Source organism: Variovorax sp. DAIF25 (assembly GCF_050711835.1).
Classification (GTDB): domain Bacteria; phylum Pseudomonadota; class Gammaproteobacteria; order Burkholderiales; family Burkholderiaceae_C; genus Variovorax.
The window spans coordinates 475,055-493,491 of record NZ_CP136637.1 but is presented as its reverse complement, the minus strand read 5'-3'; the positions used below and the strand labels follow the sequence as shown (position 1 = coordinate 493,491).

The 18,437-nt window shown below is 69.3% G+C and carries 20 protein-coding genes; 14 read left to right on the top strand and 6 right to left on the bottom strand.

The genetic code is table 11. The annotated features are described in order from the left end of the window. Positions 1-74 precede the first annotated feature (74 nt). The 5 genes from R0232_RS36300 to R0232_RS36280 all read right to left on the bottom strand — a co-directional run bounded on the left by R0232_RS36300 (position 75) and on the right by R0232_RS36280 (position 4,980). Positions 75-818, bottom strand: a complete 744-nt coding sequence (locus tag R0232_RS36300) for an amino acid ABC transporter ATP-binding protein (protein WP_431514087.1) — start codon at positions 816-818, stop codon at positions 75-77. Positions 819-833: 15 nt separating this feature from the next. Next, positions 834-1,973 carry an amino acid ABC transporter permease gene (locus tag R0232_RS36295; protein ID WP_093349631.1) on the bottom strand — a complete coding sequence of 380 codons (1,140 nt, stop codon included), beginning with the start codon at positions 1,971-1,973 and terminating at the stop codon, positions 834-836. A gap of 15 nt (positions 1,974-1,988) precedes the next feature. After that, positions 1,989-2,864: an ABC transporter substrate-binding protein gene (locus R0232_RS36290; protein WP_431514086.1), complete on the bottom strand. Its 876-nt coding sequence runs from the start codon at positions 2,862-2,864 to the stop codon at positions 1,989-1,991. A 68-nt stretch (positions 2,865-2,932) separates the two neighbouring features. Then, positions 2,933-3,892 carry a Bug family tripartite tricarboxylate transporter substrate binding protein gene (locus tag R0232_RS36285; RefSeq protein ID WP_431514085.1) on the bottom strand — a complete coding sequence of 320 codons (960 nt, stop codon included), beginning with the start codon at positions 3,890-3,892 and terminating at the stop codon, positions 2,933-2,935. Between the two features lie 137 nt (positions 3,893-4,029). Then, the gene (locus tag R0232_RS36280; protein ID WP_281077003.1) at positions 4,030-4,980 is read right to left on the bottom strand and encodes a TauD/TfdA family dioxygenase; all 951 of its coding nucleotides are present in this window, start codon (positions 4,978-4,980) and stop codon (positions 4,030-4,032) included. Between the two features lie 500 nt (positions 4,981-5,480). Here R0232_RS36280 and R0232_RS36275 point away from each other — a divergent pair, with 500 nt between their 5' ends. The 10 genes from R0232_RS36275 (at position 5,481) to R0232_RS36230 (ending at position 14,364) form a co-directional block, all read left to right on the top strand. Continuing rightward, positions 5,481-6,122: a GntR family transcriptional regulator gene (locus R0232_RS36275; RefSeq protein WP_093349641.1), complete on the top strand. Its 642-nt coding sequence runs from the start codon at positions 5,481-5,483 to the stop codon at positions 6,120-6,122. Positions 6,123-6,177: 55 nt separating this feature from the next. Beyond that, the gene (locus tag R0232_RS36270; protein ID WP_093349644.1) at positions 6,178-7,092 is read left to right on the top strand and encodes a LysR family transcriptional regulator; all 915 of its coding nucleotides are present in this window, start codon (positions 6,178-6,180) and stop codon (positions 7,090-7,092) included. A gap of 266 nt (positions 7,093-7,358) precedes the next feature. Beyond that, a complete protein-coding gene (locus R0232_RS36265) occupies positions 7,359-8,210 on the top strand; it encodes a transporter substrate-binding domain-containing protein (protein ID WP_431514084.1) in 852 nt (283 codons plus the stop codon). 52 nt (positions 8,211-8,262) lie between these two features. Further along, the gene (locus R0232_RS36260; RefSeq protein WP_093349649.1) at positions 8,263-9,012 is read left to right on the top strand and encodes an amino acid ABC transporter ATP-binding protein; all 750 of its coding nucleotides are present in this window, start codon (positions 8,263-8,265) and stop codon (positions 9,010-9,012) included. A 21-nt stretch (positions 9,013-9,033) separates the two neighbouring features. Further along, positions 9,034-9,714 (top strand): amino acid ABC transporter permease, encoded by a 681-nt coding sequence (locus R0232_RS36255; RefSeq protein WP_093349652.1) that lies wholly within the window; start codon positions 9,034-9,036, stop codon positions 9,712-9,714. A gap of 21 nt (positions 9,715-9,735) precedes the next feature. Beyond that, positions 9,736-10,422, top strand: coding sequence for an amino acid ABC transporter permease (locus tag R0232_RS36250; protein ID WP_431514083.1), 687 nt, complete (start codon positions 9,736-9,738; stop codon positions 10,420-10,422). Between the two features lie 45 nt (positions 10,423-10,467). Beyond that, on the top strand, positions 10,468-11,403 hold the full coding sequence (locus R0232_RS36245; RefSeq protein WP_208507618.1) for an N-carbamoyl-D-amino-acid hydrolase: 936 nt from the start codon (positions 10,468-10,470) through the stop codon (positions 11,401-11,403). Between the two features lie 20 nt (positions 11,404-11,423). Continuing rightward, on the top strand, positions 11,424-12,935 hold the full coding sequence (gene hydA, locus R0232_RS36240; protein ID WP_431514082.1) for a dihydropyrimidinase: 1,512 nt from the start codon (positions 11,424-11,426) through the stop codon (positions 12,933-12,935). Next, on the top strand, positions 12,932-13,621 hold the full coding sequence (locus tag R0232_RS36235) for an aspartate/glutamate racemase family protein (protein ID WP_431514081.1): 690 nt from the start codon (positions 12,932-12,934) through the stop codon (positions 13,619-13,621). The genes hydA and R0232_RS36235 overlap by 4 nt, the downstream gene beginning before the upstream one ends. 35 nt (positions 13,622-13,656) lie before the next feature. Next, positions 13,657-14,364: an aspartate/glutamate racemase family protein gene (locus tag R0232_RS36230; RefSeq protein ID WP_431514641.1), complete on the top strand. Its 708-nt coding sequence runs from the start codon at positions 13,657-13,659 to the stop codon at positions 14,362-14,364. Here R0232_RS36230 and R0232_RS36225 read toward each other — a convergent pair. After that, positions 14,340-14,843 (bottom strand): DinB family protein, encoded by a 504-nt coding sequence (locus R0232_RS36225; RefSeq protein ID WP_431514080.1) that lies wholly within the window; start codon positions 14,841-14,843, stop codon positions 14,340-14,342. The two genes, R0232_RS36230 and R0232_RS36225, sit on opposite strands and share 25 nt — an antisense overlap. 165 nt (positions 14,844-15,008) lie before the next feature. Here R0232_RS36225 and R0232_RS36220 point away from each other — a divergent pair, with 165 nt between their 5' ends. The 4 genes from R0232_RS36220 (at position 15,009) to R0232_RS36205 (ending at position 18,421) form a co-directional block, all read left to right on the top strand. After that, the gene (locus tag R0232_RS36220; protein ID WP_431514079.1) at positions 15,009-15,473 is read left to right on the top strand and encodes a DUF305 domain-containing protein; all 465 of its coding nucleotides are present in this window, start codon (positions 15,009-15,011) and stop codon (positions 15,471-15,473) included. A gap of 89 nt (positions 15,474-15,562) precedes the next feature. Further along, positions 15,563-17,005, top strand: coding sequence for a YncE family protein (locus tag R0232_RS36215; protein WP_431514640.1), 1,443 nt, complete (start codon positions 15,563-15,565; stop codon positions 17,003-17,005). A 40-nt stretch (positions 17,006-17,045) separates the two neighbouring features. Continuing rightward, the gene (locus tag R0232_RS36210) at positions 17,046-17,600 is read left to right on the top strand and encodes an RNA polymerase sigma factor (protein WP_431514078.1); all 555 of its coding nucleotides are present in this window, start codon (positions 17,046-17,048) and stop codon (positions 17,598-17,600) included. Further along, positions 17,597-18,421, top strand: a complete 825-nt coding sequence (locus tag R0232_RS36205; protein WP_431514077.1) for an anti-sigma factor family protein — start codon at positions 17,597-17,599, stop codon at positions 18,419-18,421. Before R0232_RS36210 ends, R0232_RS36205 begins: the two co-directional genes overlap by 4 nt. Positions 18,422-18,437 lie beyond the last annotated feature (16 nt).

Here is an 18,437-nt window from a genome sequence, read left to right as displayed (position 1 = left end):
GCAAGCATGCCACGGCCGCCCTCGGCGGCCGCGTCTTCGGCGGGCTGCGCCCGGCGAGCGCCACGATCGCTCATCTAGATGCGCTTCGCCTCTCGGATGCTGCGCAGGAACGAACGGGTCCGGTCCTGTCGTGGCTCGCCGAAGATCTGCTCGGGCGGTCCCTCCTCGCAGACGACGCCGTCGCACAGGAAGCAGACCTTGGACGAGACCTCGCGCGCGAAGCCCATCTCGTGCGTGGCCAGCAGCATGGTCATGCCTTCGTTGGCGAGGTCGCGCACGATGTTGAGCACTTCCGACACCAGCTCGGGATCGAGCGCCGAGGTGATCTCGTCGAGCAGCAGCACCATCGGGTCCATGGCCAGCGCGCGCACGATCGCCACGCGCTGCTGCTGGCCGCCCGACATGCGGTCGGGGTATTCCTTGGCCTTGTGCGCGAGGCTGAAGCGCTTGAGCAGCGCCATCGCGCGGTCCTCGGCCTCCTCCCTCGACTGCTTGAGCACCTGGATCGGCGCCAGCGTCACGTTCTGCAGCACGGTCATGTGCGGGAACAGGTTGTAGCCCTGGAACACGATGCCGATGTCGCGCCGCAGCGAGTTGACGTCGACGCCCGGCCCGGTGATGCGGTCGCCGTGCACGCGGATCTCGCCGGCGTCGATGGGCTCCAGGCCGTTGATGCAGCGCAGCAGCGTCGACTTGCCGGAGCCCGAGGGGCCGATCAGGCTCACCACCTGGTGCTCCTCGACCGCCATCGCCAGCCGGTTGAGCACCGGCAGCTCGCCGTAGGACTTCGAAATTTCCCTGATCTCGATGAAGGACATGTGTGGGGACTCGGTTTATGCGTTGCCAGCGCGCATGCGGGCGCGATCGCGGCGGGCCATGCGCTCCACGAAGCGCGTCTGCGGGATGGAGATGACGATGAAGAGCAGCGCGACGGTGGTCGCGGCCGACAGGTTGTAGTAGTTGGAGGCCACGATCATCGATTGGTTGAAGGAGTCGACCACCCCGACCACGTTGACCAGCGCGGTGTCCTTCTGCAGCGCGATGAAGGCATTGAGCAGCGGCGGAATGATCTGGCGCACGCCCTGGGGCACGACCACGAAGCGCAGCGTCTGCATGTGCGACAGTCCCAGCGACCGCGAAGCGGCCGTCTGGCTCCAGTGCACGCTCTGGATGCCCGCGCGGTAGATCTCGGCCACGTAGGCACCGACCGTCAGGGTCAGCGCGATCACCACGTAGGTCGTGAGCGACAGGTCCTTGAGGATGGGCACGCCCGTCAACGGCAGGCCGAAGCCGACCAGGTAGATCACCAGCACCGCGGGGATCGAGCGGAACACGTCGACGTAGGCCGTGGCGATGAAGCGCAGCGGCTTGCCGGCGGCCCCGGGCGCGAACATGGCGAGCGCCACGATCAGCCCCCAGACCAGCACCAGCACCTCGGCGATCAGGAAGATCTTCACGTTGACCCAGAACGCATCGAGGACCAGCGGGAAGGTCTTCACGATCAGCGGCACCAGGAAGAAGGTCTTGGCGACCGCCTGGTTGTTGGCCAGCAGGAACTGGAAGCCCAGCACCACGAGGAACTGCGCCAGCGTGTGGCCGAGCGCGATCCAGCTCTGCACGCAGGCGTCGGAGCGCTCGATGCGCGCCGCCACGATGTCCATGCGGCTCGCCGCCGCGCGCACGCCGCGGCAGCGCTGGAAGGCGCGCCACAGCGGCCGGACCACGGCCAGCGACGCGAGCGCCAGGACCCCGGCCCCGGCCGTGATCCACCAGCCGTCCCAGGCGCTGCCCCGCAGGGCCTCGCGCAGGGACTGCAGGGTGTACCAGCTGGCCGCGACGACCAGGATCACGCCCGCCAGCGCGAAGAGGAAGAGCATCAGCGGCACCTTCGGCATGCCTCCGATGTTCAGGCGGCGCTCCTGCCCCGCGACGGGCGAAGGCAGGCCGGCGGACTGCTGCGTTGCACTGTTCATGGTCGGATCTCGGTCTCAGGGATTGAAGACGGGCACTTTGGTGGGATCGGCGCCGAGGCTGGGCGTCAGGTACTGGTTCGCCAGGCGCGCGAAGGTGCCGTCGCGCTTCATCTCGTCGATCAGCTTGTTGAAGGTCGCCATGTTCTGCGAGTCCTTGTTGACCAGGCCGCCCCAGCGCTCGCCCGTGTCGTAGCGGCCGACCACCTCGAACAGGCCGTTCGACTGCTTGGCGCGCGCCAGCAGGTTGGGGGTGTCGTAGAGCACGGCATCGACCTGGCCGGCCGCCAGCGCCGCGTACATCGCGGCCGCCTCGGCGAAGACCTTGGGCTGTTCCACCGGCTTGACGTTGTCGGCGAGGTAGCCAAGGATGGTCGTGCCCTGCTTCACGCCGAGGCGCAGCTTCTTGATGCTCTCCTTGTCGACCTTGACGCCGGCCTTCACGAGGATGCCCTGGTCCGAGCTGAAGTAGGGCTCGGTGAAGTTCACCACCTTCTTGCGCTCGTCGGTGATGGTGATCTGGCTCAGCGCGATGTCGAAGCCCTGCGCCTGGCCGGTGAGGATCTGCGCGAACGAGCGGTTCACCACCACCACCTTGTCGAGGCCGGCGCGGTAGGCCATGTTGGCGGCCATGCAGTACTCGAAGCCGTCCTTGATGGTGTCGATCGAGTCGCCGTTCCACCAGCCCGGCGAGGGCAGCACGGGCCGCACGGACAGCGCGCCCGGCACCACGGTCTCGAGCTTCACCGAGCCGCGCTGGCCCGTGACTTCGCACTTGCCGTAGTCCGGCGCCGCGGAAGCCGCGAACGAGGCGGCGCTCACGAGGAGGGCCGCGAGTGCCGAGGCGATCGGCCTGGCGTGGGAGGTGGTTCGCTGGCGCTGGGGGGATGTCATGTCGGGGCTCCGTTGGGTTGGTTGGAATCGAGGGGAAAAGGCGGTCCGGGTTGCGAGATGCTTGGTGTTCAGGGCGTGACTTCGATGCGGTGGTCTTGAATGATCCGGCCCCAGCGGGCGGTCTCCTTGTCGATGCCGGCCTGGAACTCGGCCGAGGACATCGGCAGGTAGATCAGGCCCTGCGCGGCCAGCAGCTTCTGGATCTCCGGCGTTTGCGCGGCATCGCCATAGGCCTTGTACAGCTTCGCGACGATCGCGGCGGGCGTGCGCGCCGGCGCGATCAGCGCATACCAGGACAGCACCGGATCATCGAGCAGGCCGAGCTCCTTGAGCGTCGGCACCTCGGGGAACTGCGCGACGCGCTCGGCCGTGGTGACGGCCAGCGGCCGCAGCTTGCCGGCCTTGATGAAGGGCTGCAGGCTCGACAGCGTGTCGAAGGTGGCGTGCACGTCGCCCGCGATGACCGCCGGCAGGGCCTCGTTGGTGCCCTTGTAGGGCACGTGGACGATCTGGATGCCGGCCTTGGCGTTCACCAGCTCGAAGGTCAGGTGCGCGGGGCTGCCGAGTCCCACCGAGGCGAAGTTGTAGGCGCCGGGCTTCGCACGCGCCGCCTCGACCAGCTCGCGCGCCGACTTGAACTGCGAAGTGACCGGCACCACCAGCACCAGCGGCGAGGCGGCGAACATCGCGATCGGCAGCAGGTCCTTCTTCACGTCGTAGGGCATCTGCTTGTAGAGCACCGGATGGATCGTCAGCGGCCCGAGGTTGCCCATGCCGACGGTGTAGCCGTCGGGCGCCGAGCGCGCCACGTCCGACACGCCGATGCGGCCCGCGGCACCGGGCTTGAAGTCCAGCACCACCGGCTGCCCCAGCGCCTGCCCGACGCGGTCGTTGAACGCGCGGGCGATGGTGTCGTTGAGTCCGCCGGGCGGCCAGGGCACGACGAAGCGGATCGGCCGGCTCGGCCAGTCCTGCGCCGAAGCCGCGCCGGCCGTGCAGACCAGGAACGCCACGGCCAGCCATCGCATCCATCGATTCATAGAAACCTCTCGAGAACTCATGCAGGTTGCAGAAGGCAGCACTCCTTGGCGAAGGAGCCCTGCAGCGAAGAGAAAGACCGAGAGCCCGGGCCCGCTCGGGCATCGGGGCGCGGCGCGGTGCCGCTTCAGACCGGCAGCGCCGCCGCGGGCTGCGCGATGCCGCCGTGCGGCTTGCCCGAACCGACATCGCCCCACAGCACCGCATGGTCGGGCGGCAGCGCGCGCGAATTGGGCACCGACAGCCACAGCCGCATGAGCATGCGGTCCTCGCCGGTCTGCACGTTGTCCTTGAAGGCCGTGCGGCCGTGGTAGATCACGTGGTTGTTGAGCAGCTGGATGTCGCCGGGCGCGAAGCGCATCTCGAAGCATTCCTCCTCGGCCACCGCCATCAAAAGCTGGATGGCTTCGTGCTCGGCCTCGCCGAGCTTGCGCACGTCGGGCAGCATCTGCGCGTTCTCGATGTAGGTCAGCGAGAAATGGCTCGTGAGCTTGCCGTCGCGCACGCCGAAGATCGGCAGGTCGTAGGCCACGTGCTCGCCACCGGCTTCCTCGCCGAAGCGGCTGCGCGGAATCGGCCTGCACAGCAGCGCATGCAGGTCGGGCCGGCGCTCGAGGATGCGGTTGTAGACGGTGGCGCTGCTCGCGAGCTTGCTGACGCCGCCCTCGGAGGCCTGGCGCACGCACAGCAGCCCGACCACGTCGCAGCGGTCGGTGTGGAAGCGCAGCTGTCCCGGCGACAGCGTGCGCGCGCCCGAGGACAGGAACTGCTTGCCGTGCTCGTCGACGGTCGCGCCGTAGAGCTTGGCGCCGACGCCCATCCCCTCGTCCTTGATCTCGCGCATCACCTCGCCGCGGTAGTTCTGGTACATCGGCGTGCCCAGGTGCGCCCCCAGCGCGTACCAGATCCGGCGCAGCTGTTCCTGCTGGTAGCGCCCGACCTCGAGGCCGCGGATCTTGACCATGCCCGAGCCGTTCTCGAGCTCCTCGCGCACCTCGTCGAAGAAGGCCTTGGCATCGGGCAGCGGGAAGTTCTGGCGGTCGATCCTGCGCCAGTCGAGGCCCTCGGTCTTTTGCAACGCAGTATCGATTTGATCCAGAACGACGGCGGGAAACTGTTTGACCCACCGATGGTTTTGGCCCATCTCGGCACCCGACCAAACGCAGGCGCCGCTCAGATAACTCGACTCGGACATGAACTCTCCAGAAAGATGATTGGGCTTTGTCTACTGATGTATAGACAGGTACAGATGTTAGGCAGCCATTCGCTTCCACCGCAACGGGCACGAGGGCAAATCAAGGGGAAATACCTACAAATGGCTCCATGATTGAATTCAGGATTGGATCCAATGTGGGGCGCAAAGCACACATTCGGCGCCTTGGAGGCCACCCTCGAACTTCGGGGAAAACGGCGAGCAAGAAGCGTTCCAGATTGGATCCAATCCAGGATCTAGGTTTTAACCGCTGCGGCCGCCGCCGGCTATACAGGATGTCCCGGGCACCCTCGCCCAAGGGATCCGAAATGGGATCTTCCGTAGAATCCCCCGCAGTTCATGGCGACGACAACAAGGGAGTTCGAATGGTGGCCCAGGCACCGACCGGCGAGCAGATCCTCTCGGCCGATTCCGTCACGGAATCCTTGCGGCAACTGATCCTGAGCGGCGAACTGGGGATCGGCGTGCAGCTCAAGCAGCAGGCGCTGGCCGAGCGCTTCGGCGTCAGCCGCATCCCCGTGCGCGAGGCCCTCAAGCGGCTGGAGGCCGAGGGCCTGATCGAGCACCGTGCCCATGCGGGCTCGACCGTGGCGTCGCAGTCGATCAAGGACCTGGTCGAGGCGCTCGACATCCGCATCGCGCTCGAGACCCGCGCGCTCAAGCTCGCGATCCCGCACCTGCGTCCCGCGCACCACCGCGCCGCGCGCGAGATCATCGCGCGCTACGACGGCAGCGAATCGCCGCAGGAATGGGCCGACCTCAACCTCGAATTCCACCTGACGCTCTACCGCCCCTGCGGGCGCGACAAGCTGCTCAAGATGATCGAGGAGAGCGTGCGCGGCATCGCGCGCCACCTGCGCGCTCTGCAGTCGCACAAGGTGGGGCGCAAGTCCTCGCAGTCCGAGCATTCGCAGATCCTCAAGGCCTGCATCGCCAAGAACATCCCGTTGGCGGTGGAACTGCTCGAGAAGCACATCGAGCACACGCAGGCGGCGCTGCAGGAATAGGCGCGCGCGGCGCGGTCCCGGTGGCCGGCGCGATGTAGCGCTAAAGTTGCGCGCCATGAATCTGCGTCAAATCGAAGTGTTCCGGGCCATCATGGCCACCGGCTCCGTGAGCGATGCCGCCCGCCTGCTGCATGTGTCCGTTCCCGCCGTGAGCCGGGTGCTCTCGCACACCGAGACCCAGCTCAACTTTCCGCTCTTCATGCGCATCAAGGGCCGGCTGTCGCCCACGGCCGAGGCGCGGCGCCTCTACCACGAGGTCGAGGACGTCTACCAGGGCGTGCAGCGCATCAGCGACCTCTCGCACGAGCTCATGGCGCGCCGCTCGGGCCTGATCAGCGTGGTGTCGAGCCCGGGCATCGGCCACATGCTGGTGCCGATGGCGATCGCGCACTACCACCAGGCCAACCCCGAGACGCGCGTGCATTTCAAGTGCCTCAACCAGGACCTGCTGCGCGAGCGCCTGCTGAGCCGGCACTTCGACCTCGGCATCTCGCTCGAGGCGGTGGACCATCCGAACCTCATCACGATGCCGGTCGCGCGCTGCCGCATCGTGTGCATCTGCCCGCACACGCATCCGCTGGCCGCGCGCAACGCGGTCGGCGCGCAGGACCTGCTGCCCTACGACCTGATGTCGTACCCGCGCGGCACGCCCTTCGGCGAACTGGTGCGCCACTTCTTCGCGTCGCTCGACGAGGCCCCGCGCACCATGCTCGAGGTGGGCTCGCCGCAGAACGCCTGCGCGCTCACGCACCTGGGCGCGGGCATCGCGCTGGTCGACGAGTTCTCGCTGCAGGCCTGGCCCGACGCGCGCTTTCGCATCCTGCCGGTGGAGGGCATCGAGCCGCTGGTCGCGCACCTCGTGCACCTGCGCACCGACCCGCTCTCGCCGGCCGCCGAAGCCTTCGTGCGCACCCTGCGCAGCGTGCTGATGCAGCGCGGGCTCGCCGCGCCGCAAGCGCAGGAAGACTGACGGTCGCTGTCGTCGGGCCTGGCGCTCGAAGCCAGGGAATGCCCCAATAGCATGCGCTTCGCACCGCATATAGGCACGCCAAAACATGGCGCACCAGCCCGGGGCCAGGTGTTAACCAGCGCGTAAGGACGCCGCACAAAGCATCAATCGACGCCGCTTTTCTCGCTCGAAATAATTCGTCGCATCGCCACCGCACACCACCGCGGTGCAGTTCGCTCCCCGCGAACCCCGCCGTTTTGGCCGCGAATTTTTCTGGAGAAAAGCCCATGTTCCGTCACCTCAAGTCCCTGCTGGCGCCGCTGGCCTTCGCCCTCATCGCGGGTGCCGCCGGCACCGCCGCCGCCCAGCCCGCGCCGCTGCGCACCGGCGTCGATCCCAACTTCCCGCCGCATGCCTTTCCCAAGCTCAGCGGCGGCTACCAGGGCTTCAACGTCGAGCTCGGAGAAGAGATCGCCAAGCGCCTGGGCCGCCGCATCGAGATCGAGGGCGCGCAGTACTCGGCGCTGATCCCGGCGCTCAACGCGGGCAAGTTCGACTTCCTGATGGCGCCGACCACGGTGTCGCCCGAGCGTGCGAAGTCGGTGCTGTTCACCGAGGGCTACCTCGAAAACAACTTCACGCTGGTCGTGAAGAAGGATCGCAACGACATCCAGCGCCTCGAAGACCTCAAGGGCAAGACCATCGCCGTGAACAAGGGCTCGGGCCCCGAGGAATGGGCGCGCAACAACCAGGCGCAGTACGGCTACGAGATCGCCGTCTACGGCACCAACGCCGACGCGGTGCAGGCCGTGATCTCGGGCCGCGGCGACGCCAACCTCGCGGGCGTCACGCCCTCGGCCTGGGCCGTGAAGAGCGCGCCGGCGATCAAGACCACCTTCGTCATCAAGACCGGCTCGGTCTGGGCCATTCCGTTCCGCATCGACGACAAGGCCGGGCGCGACCAGGTGAGCAACGTGCTCAAGTGCATGAAGCTCGATGGCTCGCTGCAGAAGCTGCACACGAAGTGGTTCGGCGCCGAGCCCGCGGCCGACTCGGCCACGGTGGTCTCGCCGGCCGGCCACGGCATCCCGGGCCTGTTCGGCTACGAGGCCACGAGCGCCAAGCCGGTCTGCAAGTAAGCGCGCCCCTGCCCTCCCCGTCCACCCCGTCCCCCATCAGCCGAGCATCGCCGTGACGTCTTCCCCGCTCCTGCAAGTCCGCAACCTGCACAAATCCTTTGGCAGCGTTCCCGTGCTCAACGGCATCGACCTCGACGTGCAGGCAGGCGAGCTGGTCTCGGTGATCGGCCCCTCGGGCTCGGGCAAGAGCACGCTGCTGCGCTGCTGCAACCGCATGGAGGACGCGAGTCGCGGCGAGGTGCGCGTGGAAGGCCACGACATCTATGCGCGCGGCGCCAACCTGAACCGGCTGCGCGAACGCGTGGGCATGGTGTTCCAGGCCTTCAACCTCTACCCGCACCTCGACGTGCTGGGCAACGTGACGCTGGCGCTGCGCAAGGTCAAGAAGATGGCGCGCGACGCCGCCGAGCACAGCGCCATGGAGGCGCTCGCGCGCGTCGGCATGGAGCACAAGGCGCGCGTGCGTCCGACCCAGCTGTCGGGCGGCCAGCAGCAGCGCGTGGGCATCGCGCGCTCGATCGCGCTGAAGCCCGCGCTGGTGCTGTTCGACGAGCCGACCAGCGCGCTCGACCCCGAGATGGTCGGCGGCGTGCTGCAGGTGATGCGCGAGCTGCGCGCCGACGGCATGACCATGGTGGTGGTGACGCACGAGATGGGCTTCGCCAAGGCGGCCTCCGACCGCGTGGTGTTCATGGACGGCGGCGCGATCGTCGAGCAGGGCTCGCCCGCGCAGGTGTTCGAGGCGCCGGTGCATGCGCGCACCGCGGCCTTCATCGCCAGCATCGGCAGCCGCGCGCTCTGAGCGACCGACCGGAAGCGCCGCATGCAGTTCGACAAGCTCGTCTTCACCTTCTTCAACGGCGACATCGCCGCACGCTACCTGCCCCAGGTGCTGGACGGCGCGCGCGTGACGATCGAGCTGGGCCTCGCCGTGATCGCCGCCGGCCTGGCGCTGGGCATCGTGCTGGCCTACCTGCGCAGCCTGCCGGTGCGCGGGCTGCCGCTGCTGGTGTCCACGCTGGTCGACATCCTGCGCGCGCTGCCGCCGCTGGTGCTGATCATCCTGTTCTATTACGCGCTGCCCTTCCTGGGCCTGTCGCTCGGCGCCTTCGCCTCGACCTGGCTGGCCCTGACGCTGGTGCTCGCGGCCTTCTCCGAGGAGGTGTTCTGGGCCGGCATCGAGTCGCAGCCGCGCGGCGTGATGGAGGCCGCGCGCTCCACCGGCCTGAGCCACACGCAGGCCATGGTGCACGTGCTGCTGCCGCAGTCGTGCCGGCTGATGGTGGCGCCGCTGACCAACCGCGTGATCGCCATCACCAAGGGCACGGCCTACGGCTCGGTGGCCGCGCTCAACGAGATCCTGAACCAGGCCACCTCGGCCACCAGCTTCGCGGGCAATCCCACGCCGCTGATGATGGGCGCGCTGGGCTACCTCGTGATCTTCCTGCCCGTGGTGGTCGCCGGGCGCTACATCGAGCGGCGCCACGGCGCGGGCCGCCACTGACGCCGCCGAACGGAGCCCTCCATGGAACTCATCCTCCAGTACTTCTTCAACCTCGGCGTGGTGCGCGAGGTCGGTCCCTACATCCTGCAGGGCCTGCTCAACACGCTGCTGCTGTCGGCCTGGGTGATCCCGCTCGGGCTGGTGGCCGGCATGGTGCTGGCGCTGGCCGGCTTCGTGATCCGCAACCGGCTGGTGCGCGCGCTGCTCGTGGTCTACATCGACTTCTTCCGCGCCTTCCCGCCGCTGGTGCTGCTGATCTTCCTCTACACCGGCCTGCCCTACCTCGGCATGGAGCTCTCGCCCATGGCCTGCGTGGCGCTGGGCTTCATGCTCAACAACTCGAGCTACTTCGGCGAGATCCTGCGCGCGGGCCTGGAGTCGGTGCCGCGGGGCCAGCGCGAGGCCGCGCTGTCCACCGGCATGGGCCGCCCGGCCAGCCTGCTGTTCGTGGAGATCCCGCAGGCGGTGCGCAACGTGTTCCCCGACCTCGTGAGCAACATGATCGAGGTGGTGAAGCTCACCACCATCGCCAGCGTGGTGTCGGTGCCCGAGATGCTGTATGCCGCGCGCTCCGCGCAATCGATGCTCTACAACCCCACGCCCATCGTGCTGGCCGCGCTGATCTATCTCGCGCTGCTGTGGCCGCTGGTCGTGCTGCTGGGGCGGCTGGAGAAACGCCAGCGCCGCCCGAATCCCAAGGCCGCCTGAGGCGCCTGACCACTACAACCACCAACGCTGATTGAGGAAGCAATGATGACAAGCAAACGTACCCTGGGCCTGGCCGTCGCCCAGATGGGCCCGGTACATCTGGCGGACACCCGCGAGGCGGTCGTGCGCCGCATGGTCGAGCTGATGCGCGACGCCAAGGGCCGCGGTGCCGAGATGGTCGTGTTCCCCGAGCTCGCGCTCACCACCTTCTTTCCGCGCTACTGGATGGACGAGGCCGAGGCCGAGGCCCGCTTCTTCGAGCCGGCCATGCCCAATGCGCAGGTGCAGCCGCTGTTCGACGAGGCGAAGGCGCTCGGCGTGGGCTTCTACCTCGGCTATGCCGAGCGCACGCCCGAGGGCACGCGCTACAACACCGCGATCATCGTGGACCGCGCGGGCGCCATCGTCGGCAAGTACCGCAAGATCCACCTGCCCGGCCATTCCGAGCACAAGCCCGAGGCACCGTTCCAGCACCTGGAGAAGAAGTTCTTCGAGGTCGGCGACCTGGGCTTCCGCGTCTTCGACACGATGGGCACGCGCTTCGGCATGTGCCTGTGCAACGACCGGCGCTGGCCCGAGACCTACCGCGTGATGGCGCTGCAGAGCGCGGAGGTGGTGGTGCTGGGCTACAACACGCCCTCGCTCAACATCCACTGGAACGAGCCGGTGCACCTGCGCACCACCACGCACCTGGTGTCGCTGCAGGCCAATGCCTACCAGAACGGCATCTGGGTGGCGGCGGCCGCCAAGTGCGGCTCGGAGGACGGCCACCACATGATCGGCAGCTCGGCCATCGTCGCGCCCACGGGCGAGATCGTGGCGCGCTCGCTCACGGAAGAGGACGAGGTGATCTGCGTGAAGGCCGACATGTCGCTGGGCGAATACTTCCGCCAGCACGTGTTCAACTTCGCCAAGCACCGCCGCCCCGAGCACTACCGCCTGATCGTCGAGCGCACGGGCGCGGGCGAGCCGCTGGTCTGAACGCGCGCACGGAACCCCTCATGGACACCACCATCGCTTCGCTGATCGGCGAAGAACCCTTCGACCTCACGATCCGTGGCGGACGCATCGTCACCGACGGCCGCGTGGTCGAGGGCGACCTCGGCGTGCGCGACGGGCGCATCGCCGCCATCGGCGGCTCGCTGCCGCCGGGCCGCCGCGACGTCGACGCCACCGGCCGCTGGGTGCTGCCGGGCGGCATCGACAGCCACTGCCACGTCGAGCAGCGCTCGGGCATGGGCATGATGTGCGCCGACGATTTCTACTCGGCCACCGTGTCGGCCGCCTTCGGCGGCACCACCACCATCCTGCCCTTCGCGGCCCAGCACCGCGAGATGTCGGTGCCCGAGGTGCTGGCCGACTACAGCCAGCGCGCGGCCGAGAAGGCGGTGATCGACTACGGCTTCCACCTGATCCTCGCGAATCCCGACGACGCCACGCTCTCGACCGACCTGCCCGCGGCCATCCGCGACGGCATCACCTCGCTCAAGGTCTACATGACCTACGACCGCATGAAGCTCAAGGACTACCAGTTGCTCGAGGTGCTCGCGCTGGCGCGGGCCGAGGGCGCGCTGGTGATGGTGCATGCCGAGAACAACGACATGATCCGCTGGATCGCGCAGCGCCTGATCGACCGCGGCCACACCGCGCCGAAGTTCCACGGCGTGGCGCACGACCCGCTGGCCGAGACCGAGGCCGCTTACCGCGCGATCGCGCTGGCACGGCTGGTCGACGTGCCGCTGCTGCTGGTGCACGTGGCCGGCGGCGACACCGTGGAGGTGATCCGCCAGGCCCAGACCCTGGGCGCCAACGTGCTGGCCGAGAGCTGCCCGCAGTACCTGTTCCTGACGGCGGCCGACATGGACCGGCCGGGCCTGGAAGGAGCGATGTTCTGCTGCTCGCCGCCCGCGCGCGATGCCGATGCGCAGGAAGCCATCTGGCGCGGCCTGATCGACGGCACCCTCGCCACCTACTCGTCGGACCACGCGCCCTACCGCTTCGACGAGACCGGCAAGCTGCCCAAGGGCGATGCCACCACCTTCAAGGAAATGGCCAACGGCGTGCCCGGCATCGAGCTGCGCCTGCCGCTGCTGTTCAGCGAAGGCTTCCTCAAGGGGCGCATCGACATCCACCAGTTCGTGGCGCTCACCGCCACCAACCATGCCCGGCTCTACGGCCTGGCACCGCGCAAGGGCGCGATCGCGCTGGGTGCCGACGCCGACATCGCGGTGTGGAACGCCGAACGCGAGACCACCATCAGCGCCGCCATGCTGCACGACAACGCCGGCTACACGCCCTACGAGGGCCGGACCATCCAGGGCTGGCCCGAGGTGGTCGTGAGCCGCGGCCGCGTGGTGATCGAGGACGGCGCGCTGCACGCCGAGCGCGGCAGCGGCCAGTACCTGCGCCGCGGCGCGCCGGACCTCAGGCGCCGCGCACCGGTGGCGCCCGTGCAGCGCCCGCATGGCCGTGTGCTGAAGGCGCTGATCGGCCTCGGGGAGGACAAGGCATGAACACCACCGCCAATCCGCCGCGCGTGCGCGTGCTGAACCCGAACAGCAGCGTCTCGGTGACCGAGGCCGTGGCACGCGCCTTTCGCGCCACCGTGCCGCCCGCGCAATGCGACTTCGATTGCGTCACGGCGCACGAGGGCCCGCCGGGCATCGTCACGCAGGACGACTTCGAGCAGGGCGCGCGCCTCGCGGCCGACGACGTGGCCGCGCATGCCGCCGAGGCCGATGCCTTCGTGCTGGCCTGCTTCAGCGACCCCGGCATCGCCGTGGCGCGCACGCGCAGCGAGCGCCCGGTCGTCGGCCTGGGCGAGGCCGGCATGCGCGCCGCCATGGCGCGCGGCGAACGCGTGGGCGTGATCGCCATCGCGAGCGCCGCCATCCCGCGCCACCTGCGCTACTGGGAGGCACTGGGCGTGCGCGAGCGCGTGGTGGCCGAACGGCCGCTCGACCTGCCGGTGCACCTGTCGGGCGATGCCGCCCATGCGCTGGCGCCGATGATCGCGGCGGCGCGCCTGCTGGTCGACGAGGACGGCGCCGACGTCGTGCTGCTCGGCTGCGCCGGCATGGCCGAGCTGCGCGCCCCGCTCGAGGCCGCGGTGGGCGTGCCCGTGATCGACCCCTGCGAGGCGGCGGCCGAACTCTCGGCCCGGCTCGCGCGGGCCTGGCGCGACGGAGCCGCCACGTGACGAGCCCACCGCAGCGGCTGGGCGTGCTCGGCGGCATGGGCCCGCTGGCCGGCGCCGCCTTCGCGCTGCGCATGGTGCAGCTCACGCCGGCCGACAACGACCAGCAGCACATCCCCGTGCTGCTGTGCAACGACCCCGCCATTCCCGACCGCTCCTCGGCCTTCCTCGGCCAGGGGCCGAGCCCGCTGCCCGGCATGCTGCGCGGCATCGACACGCTGGTGGCCGGCGGCGCCGACTGCATCGCCATTCCCTGCAACACCGCCCACCTGTGGTTCGACGAACTGCAGGCCGCGAGCCCGACGCGGCTGCTGCACATCGTCGAGGCTGTGGTGGCGGACCTGCGCCGCCAGGGCGTGACCGAGGGCAAGGTCGGCATCCTGGGCACGCCCGCGACCATCGCGATGGGCCTGTACCAGCGCCACCTGCGTGCCGCGGGCTACGAGCCCATCGAGCCGTCGCCCGAGGAGGTGCAGCGCCTGTGCGTGCCCGCGATCGCGGCCGTGAAGGCCAACCGCATCGACGCGGCTTTCGCGCCCGCGGCCGAAGGCATTCGCGCGCTGGCGCGGCAAGGCGCGCGCGCGGTGGTGCTCGGCTGCACCGAGCTGCCGCTGGCCGTTCCGGCGGCGCGGCGCGGCGAGTTCGACATCGTGCTGACCGATTCGATCGACGCGCTGGCGCGCGAGGCCATCGGGCTGATGCGGCCCGCCGATGCGTCGGCTCAGGCGTTCATGTCGCGCAGGTAGACCGGCAGATCCATCACGGGCGGCCGCGCGCCCCTCTGGTACAGCAGGTCGGCCACGTACCCCCGGTGGTAGGTCTTGTGGTTGACCACGTGCAGCAGCATGTCGCCGCGCGTCATGCAGCCGGCCCCACCGTCCACGAACTGGAAGCGAACCGGTTCGTCGTGCCCGCTTTCCGACAGGCCGTCCGAATAGTCGACATACCAGCGGTCGCTGGTCGCCTGCGCGTCCCGCAGCGTCGGCAGGTTCATCGCCTGCTGCATCGTGCGCGAGGCGAACCCATGCGGCAGAGCTTCGAGGTGGCCCTTCCATATCAGGTCCACGACGTAGGCATGGCCCAGGATGCTGGCCATGCTGCCGGAGCCGCTGCGCCTGGCGAAGACCTCCTCCGCATCCGGCATGGACGAGAGCGTCTCGTAGAGGCGCGTGTTGGCCCAGGCCGTGTAGCGCGCGAGCATGCGGATGTTTCGCATGGATGACATGAGCCCTCCCCCTGGCGAATTGGCGATGGCCGGATTATGGATTTCGACAGCGGTGCCATGAGGCCGCGGACCCGCGCAAAAGAAAAGTCCCATCTCATGGAATAAGCGGCCCGCCGCGGCGTCTACGTCTGCAACAACCCTCTCTTTCGAGGACTTTCGATGCTGATGACGATTCCCTCCCGCTTGCGGCGCCCTCGCGCCCTGCTCCTCGGCGCCGCGGCGCTGGCCTGCGCGGCCGTGGCCTTCGGCGCATGGCGGGGGCCGCCGTCCGGCATGGGCGGCGATGCCGGCCTGATGGCCCGGCTCATGGACGTCTGCACCTCGCGCGACCCCGCGCAGGCGGGCTTCTCCGCCGAGAACGACGCGGCCATGGCCCGGATGATGGCCGGCATGGACATCAAGCCCTCGGGCGACGTCGACCGCGACTTCGCCGAGATGATGACCGCGCACCACCAGGGCGCGATCGACATGGCGCTGGCCGAGCTGCGCCACGGCAGCAACGAGCAGCTGCGCCGCATCGCGCAGGAAATCATCGTCGAGCAGCAGCAGGAGATCGCCGCGATGCGCCTGGCGCTCGACCAGCCGCTGCCGCCTTCCATGCCCGCGCCCACGCAGCCCGCGCGCCCGTAGGCGCCGCCGGGTCCCCTTCACTTCCCTTCGAGCATCAGAACACCATGAAGAACCGTCCCTCTCCCCTCTTCCCCCGCTGGCTGACGGCCATGGCGCTGCTGGCCTCGGCCGCCTGCGCGCAGGCCGGCCAGGCGCCGCGTGCCGCCGCCGAGGCCGACATCACCATGAGCCACCGCGACCGCGTGTACGCGGCCGAGCAGTTCTCCAACACGGTGTCGGTCACCGACCCGGTCGACAACAAGCTGCTCGGCGTGATCCGCCTCGGCGATCCCGCGCCCGGCAACTTCAGCCCGCTGTACCGCGGCCAGGTGCTGGTGCACGGCATGGGCTTCTCGCCCGACCACCGCACGCTCGCGGTGGTGTCGATCGGCTCGAACTCGGTGAGCTTCATCGACACCGCGACCAACGCGGTGAAGCACACCACCTACGTGGGCCGCTCGCCGCACGAGGCCTTCTACACGCCCGACGGCAAGGAGGTGTGGGTCACGGTGCGCGGCGAGAGCCATGTGGCGGTGCTCGACGCCGCCACCTTCGAGGAAAAGACGCGCATCGCCACGCCCAACGGCCCGGGCATGCAGATCTTCTCGCCCGACGGGAAGTACGGCTACATCTGTTCCTCGTTCAATCCCGAGACCGTGGTGATCGACACGGCCAGCAAGCAGGTCGTGGGCCGCGTGAAGCAGGACAGCCCGTTCTGCCCCAACATCGCCGCCACGCCCGACGGCAAGCAGGTCTGGTTCACGCTCAAGGACATCGGCCGCACGATGGTGTTCGACGCGAAGCCGCCGTTCGCGCCGATCAAGGCCTTCGACACCGGGCCGATCACCAACCACGTCAACTTCGCCACCACCGCCAAGGGCAGCTTCGCCTACGTCACCGTGGGCGGCCTCAACCAGGTCAAGGTGTTCCGCACCGACGACTTCTCGCAGGTGGCGACCATTCCCGTGGGCAAGCTGCCGCACGGCGTGTGGCCCTCGGGCGACGGCAAGCGCGTCTACGTCGGACTCGAGAACGCCGATGCGCTGGCCGCGATCGACACGGCCACCCACACCGTGGTCGCGAACGTGCCCATCGGCCAGGCGCCGCAGGCGATCGCCTATGTGCCGAACGCGGTGCCGGCCGACGCGGGCGACGGCACGCAGGGCCTGCAGCCGCCGGGACTGGCCGGCCAGGTCGCCCACCTCTCGCTGGTGCCGGCCGGACCGCGCAAGGAAGCAACCCCGGCCGGCGCACCGACCAGCGTCGCGCTCTTCGACCAGGGCCTGCTGCAGGTGCTGCAGGCCTCGGCCACGGGCCTGGAGCCGAAGCAGCCCTATGTGCTCGCGCTGGCCGACAAGCCCGACGGCAGCGGCACGCTGCAGCCGCTCGCCAACTTCATGACCAACCCGGCGGGCGCCGCCATCGTGAATGCCATCGGGCCGATCCGCCAGCAGGTGAAGGACGGCCCCGCGGGCGATACTCGGCGCTACCTGGTGATCGCGCCGCAGGTCGGCGGCAAGCCCTCGGCTCCGGTGCAGATCCAGGACCTCTGATGGCCCCGAGCCGTCCCCCGACCCAGCGCCACGCGCATCCATGAGCGACCTGATCCTGCTCGTCGAGCCGATGATTCCCGCCTTGCGGCGCTATGCGCGCGCGCTGCTGCGGGATCGCGAATCGGCCGACGAACTGGTGCAGGACTGCCTCGAGCGCGTGATCGCGCGCTGGGGGCAGCGGCGCGAGGCCGAGGACACGCGGTCCTGGGTCTTCGCGATCCTGCACAACCTCGCGGTGCAGCGCATGCGCCAGCAGTCGCGCCGCGGCCTGCACCTGGCCATCGACGATATCGATGAAGAGGCGCTGGGCATGCCCGCGCAGCAGGAGCATCGCGTGCGGCACCACGAACTGATGCGCGCGCTCGACGGCCTGTCGGAAGACCAGCGCGCGGTGCTGCTGCTGGTCGCCGTCGAGGACCTGTCCTATGCCGAGGCCGCCGCGGCGCTCGGCATCCCGGTGGGCACCGTCATGTCGCGCCTGGCCCGCGCGCGCCAGCGGCTGCATCGCATGCTCGACGGTGTCGAGGCCATGCCGCCGGCCGATCCGTCGCATGCCGAGCCTGCGGCACGCCCTCATCTGCGGAGACTCAAATGAACGTCGATCCACCCGACGCCCGACCCATTCTCGAAGAAGACCTGCATGCCTACGTCGATGGCGTGCTCGACCCGCTACGCCATGACCAGGTGCAGGCGTACCTGCGGCAGCACGCCGATGTGGCCCACGAGGTCGAGGCCCATGCGCGGCACCGGCGCGCGCTGCGCGAAGCGCTGGCCCCCATCGCCGAGGAACCGCTGCCGCCCGGGTTGAACCTCGCGCGCATGGTGGCCGAGCACGATCGGCAGGAAGCGCAGGCGCGGCGCGAGCCCGCGCGGCGATGGCCGTGGGGCATGGCGGCCGCGCTGGTGCTCGCGCTCGGCGTCGGCGGCGGCGTCGGATGGTCGCTGCGTGGCGTGCAGGCCCCCGAGGGAAGCGGCATCTTCGCGCTGGGGCGCGAGGCTGTGCGCGGCTACGACGTCTACGCATCGGATGCCACGCGCCCCGTGGAGATGGGACCGTCGCAGCGCGCGGAGCTCGTCAGCTGGGTCTCGTCGCGCCTGGGACGACAGGTCGCGATCCCCGACCTCGCGGCCGCGGGCTACGGCTTCGTGGGCGGCCGCCTGGTCATGACCGAGCATGGCCCGGCCGGCCTCTTCATCTACCAGGATGCGCAGGCCACGCGGCTCTCGCTGATGGTGCGGCCGATGGCCGTCGACCAGGACACGCCGACGATGAAGCGGATCGACGGCCCGCACACGGGCTATGCCTGGGCCGACCGCGGACTGGGCTATGGCGTGGTGGGGGCGAACGAGGCGCGCGTGCTGCATCCGCTGGCGGACGAGATGCGGCGCCAGATCGGCGAGGAACTCAGGGGGTAGGCCCCCGGCGCCTCCC

Bases quoted from the DNA above. Each gene is read 5' to 3' on its own strand.
- R0232_RS36295 (WP_093349631.1), bottom strand. From the start codon at position 1,973: ATGAACAGTGCAACGCAGCAGTCCGCCGGCCTGCCTTCGCCCGTCGCG.
- R0232_RS36205 (WP_431514077.1), top strand. From the start codon at position 17,597: ATGAACGTCGATCCACCCGACGCCCGACCCATTCTCGAAGAAGACCTG.
- R0232_RS36250 (WP_431514083.1), top strand. From the start codon at position 9,736: ATGGAACTCATCCTCCAGTACTTCTTCAACCTCGGCGTGGTGCGCGAG.
- R0232_RS36270 (WP_093349644.1), top strand. From the start codon at position 6,178: ATGAATCTGCGTCAAATCGAAGTGTTCCGGGCCATCATGGCCACCGGC.
- R0232_RS36290 (WP_431514086.1), bottom strand. From the start codon at position 2,864: ATGACATCCCCCCAGCGCCAGCGAACCACCTCCCACGCCAGGCCGATC.
- R0232_RS36255 (WP_093349652.1), top strand. From the start codon at position 9,034: ATGCAGTTCGACAAGCTCGTCTTCACCTTCTTCAACGGCGACATCGCC.
- R0232_RS36215 (WP_431514640.1), top strand. From the start codon at position 15,563: ATGGCGCTGCTGGCCTCGGCCGCCTGCGCGCAGGCCGGCCAGGCGCCG.
- R0232_RS36210 (WP_431514078.1), top strand. From the start codon at position 17,046: ATGAGCGACCTGATCCTGCTCGTCGAGCCGATGATTCCCGCCTTGCGG.
- R0232_RS36230 (WP_431514641.1), top strand. From the start codon at position 13,657: ATGGGCCCGCTGGCCGGCGCCGCCTTCGCGCTGCGCATGGTGCAGCTC.
- R0232_RS36235 (WP_431514081.1), top strand. From the start codon at position 12,932: ATGAACACCACCGCCAATCCGCCGCGCGTGCGCGTGCTGAACCCGAAC.
- hydA (WP_431514082.1), top strand. From the start codon at position 11,424: ATGGACACCACCATCGCTTCGCTGATCGGCGAAGAACCCTTCGACCTC.
- R0232_RS36245 (WP_208507618.1), top strand. From the start codon at position 10,468: ATGACAAGCAAACGTACCCTGGGCCTGGCCGTCGCCCAGATGGGCCCG.
- R0232_RS36300 (WP_431514087.1), bottom strand. From the start codon at position 818: ATGTCCTTCATCGAGATCAGGGAAATTTCGAAGTCCTACGGCGAGCTG.
- R0232_RS36220 (WP_431514079.1), top strand. From the start codon at position 15,009: ATGACGATTCCCTCCCGCTTGCGGCGCCCTCGCGCCCTGCTCCTCGGC.
- R0232_RS36225 (WP_431514080.1), bottom strand. From the start codon at position 14,843: ATGTCATCCATGCGAAACATCCGCATGCTCGCGCGCTACACGGCCTGG.
- R0232_RS36285 (WP_431514085.1), bottom strand. From the start codon at position 3,892: ATGCGATGGCTGGCCGTGGCGTTCCTGGTCTGCACGGCCGGCGCGGCT.
- R0232_RS36265 (WP_431514084.1), top strand. From the start codon at position 7,359: ATGTTCCGTCACCTCAAGTCCCTGCTGGCGCCGCTGGCCTTCGCCCTC.
- R0232_RS36275 (WP_093349641.1), top strand. From the start codon at position 5,481: ATGGTGGCCCAGGCACCGACCGGCGAGCAGATCCTCTCGGCCGATTCC.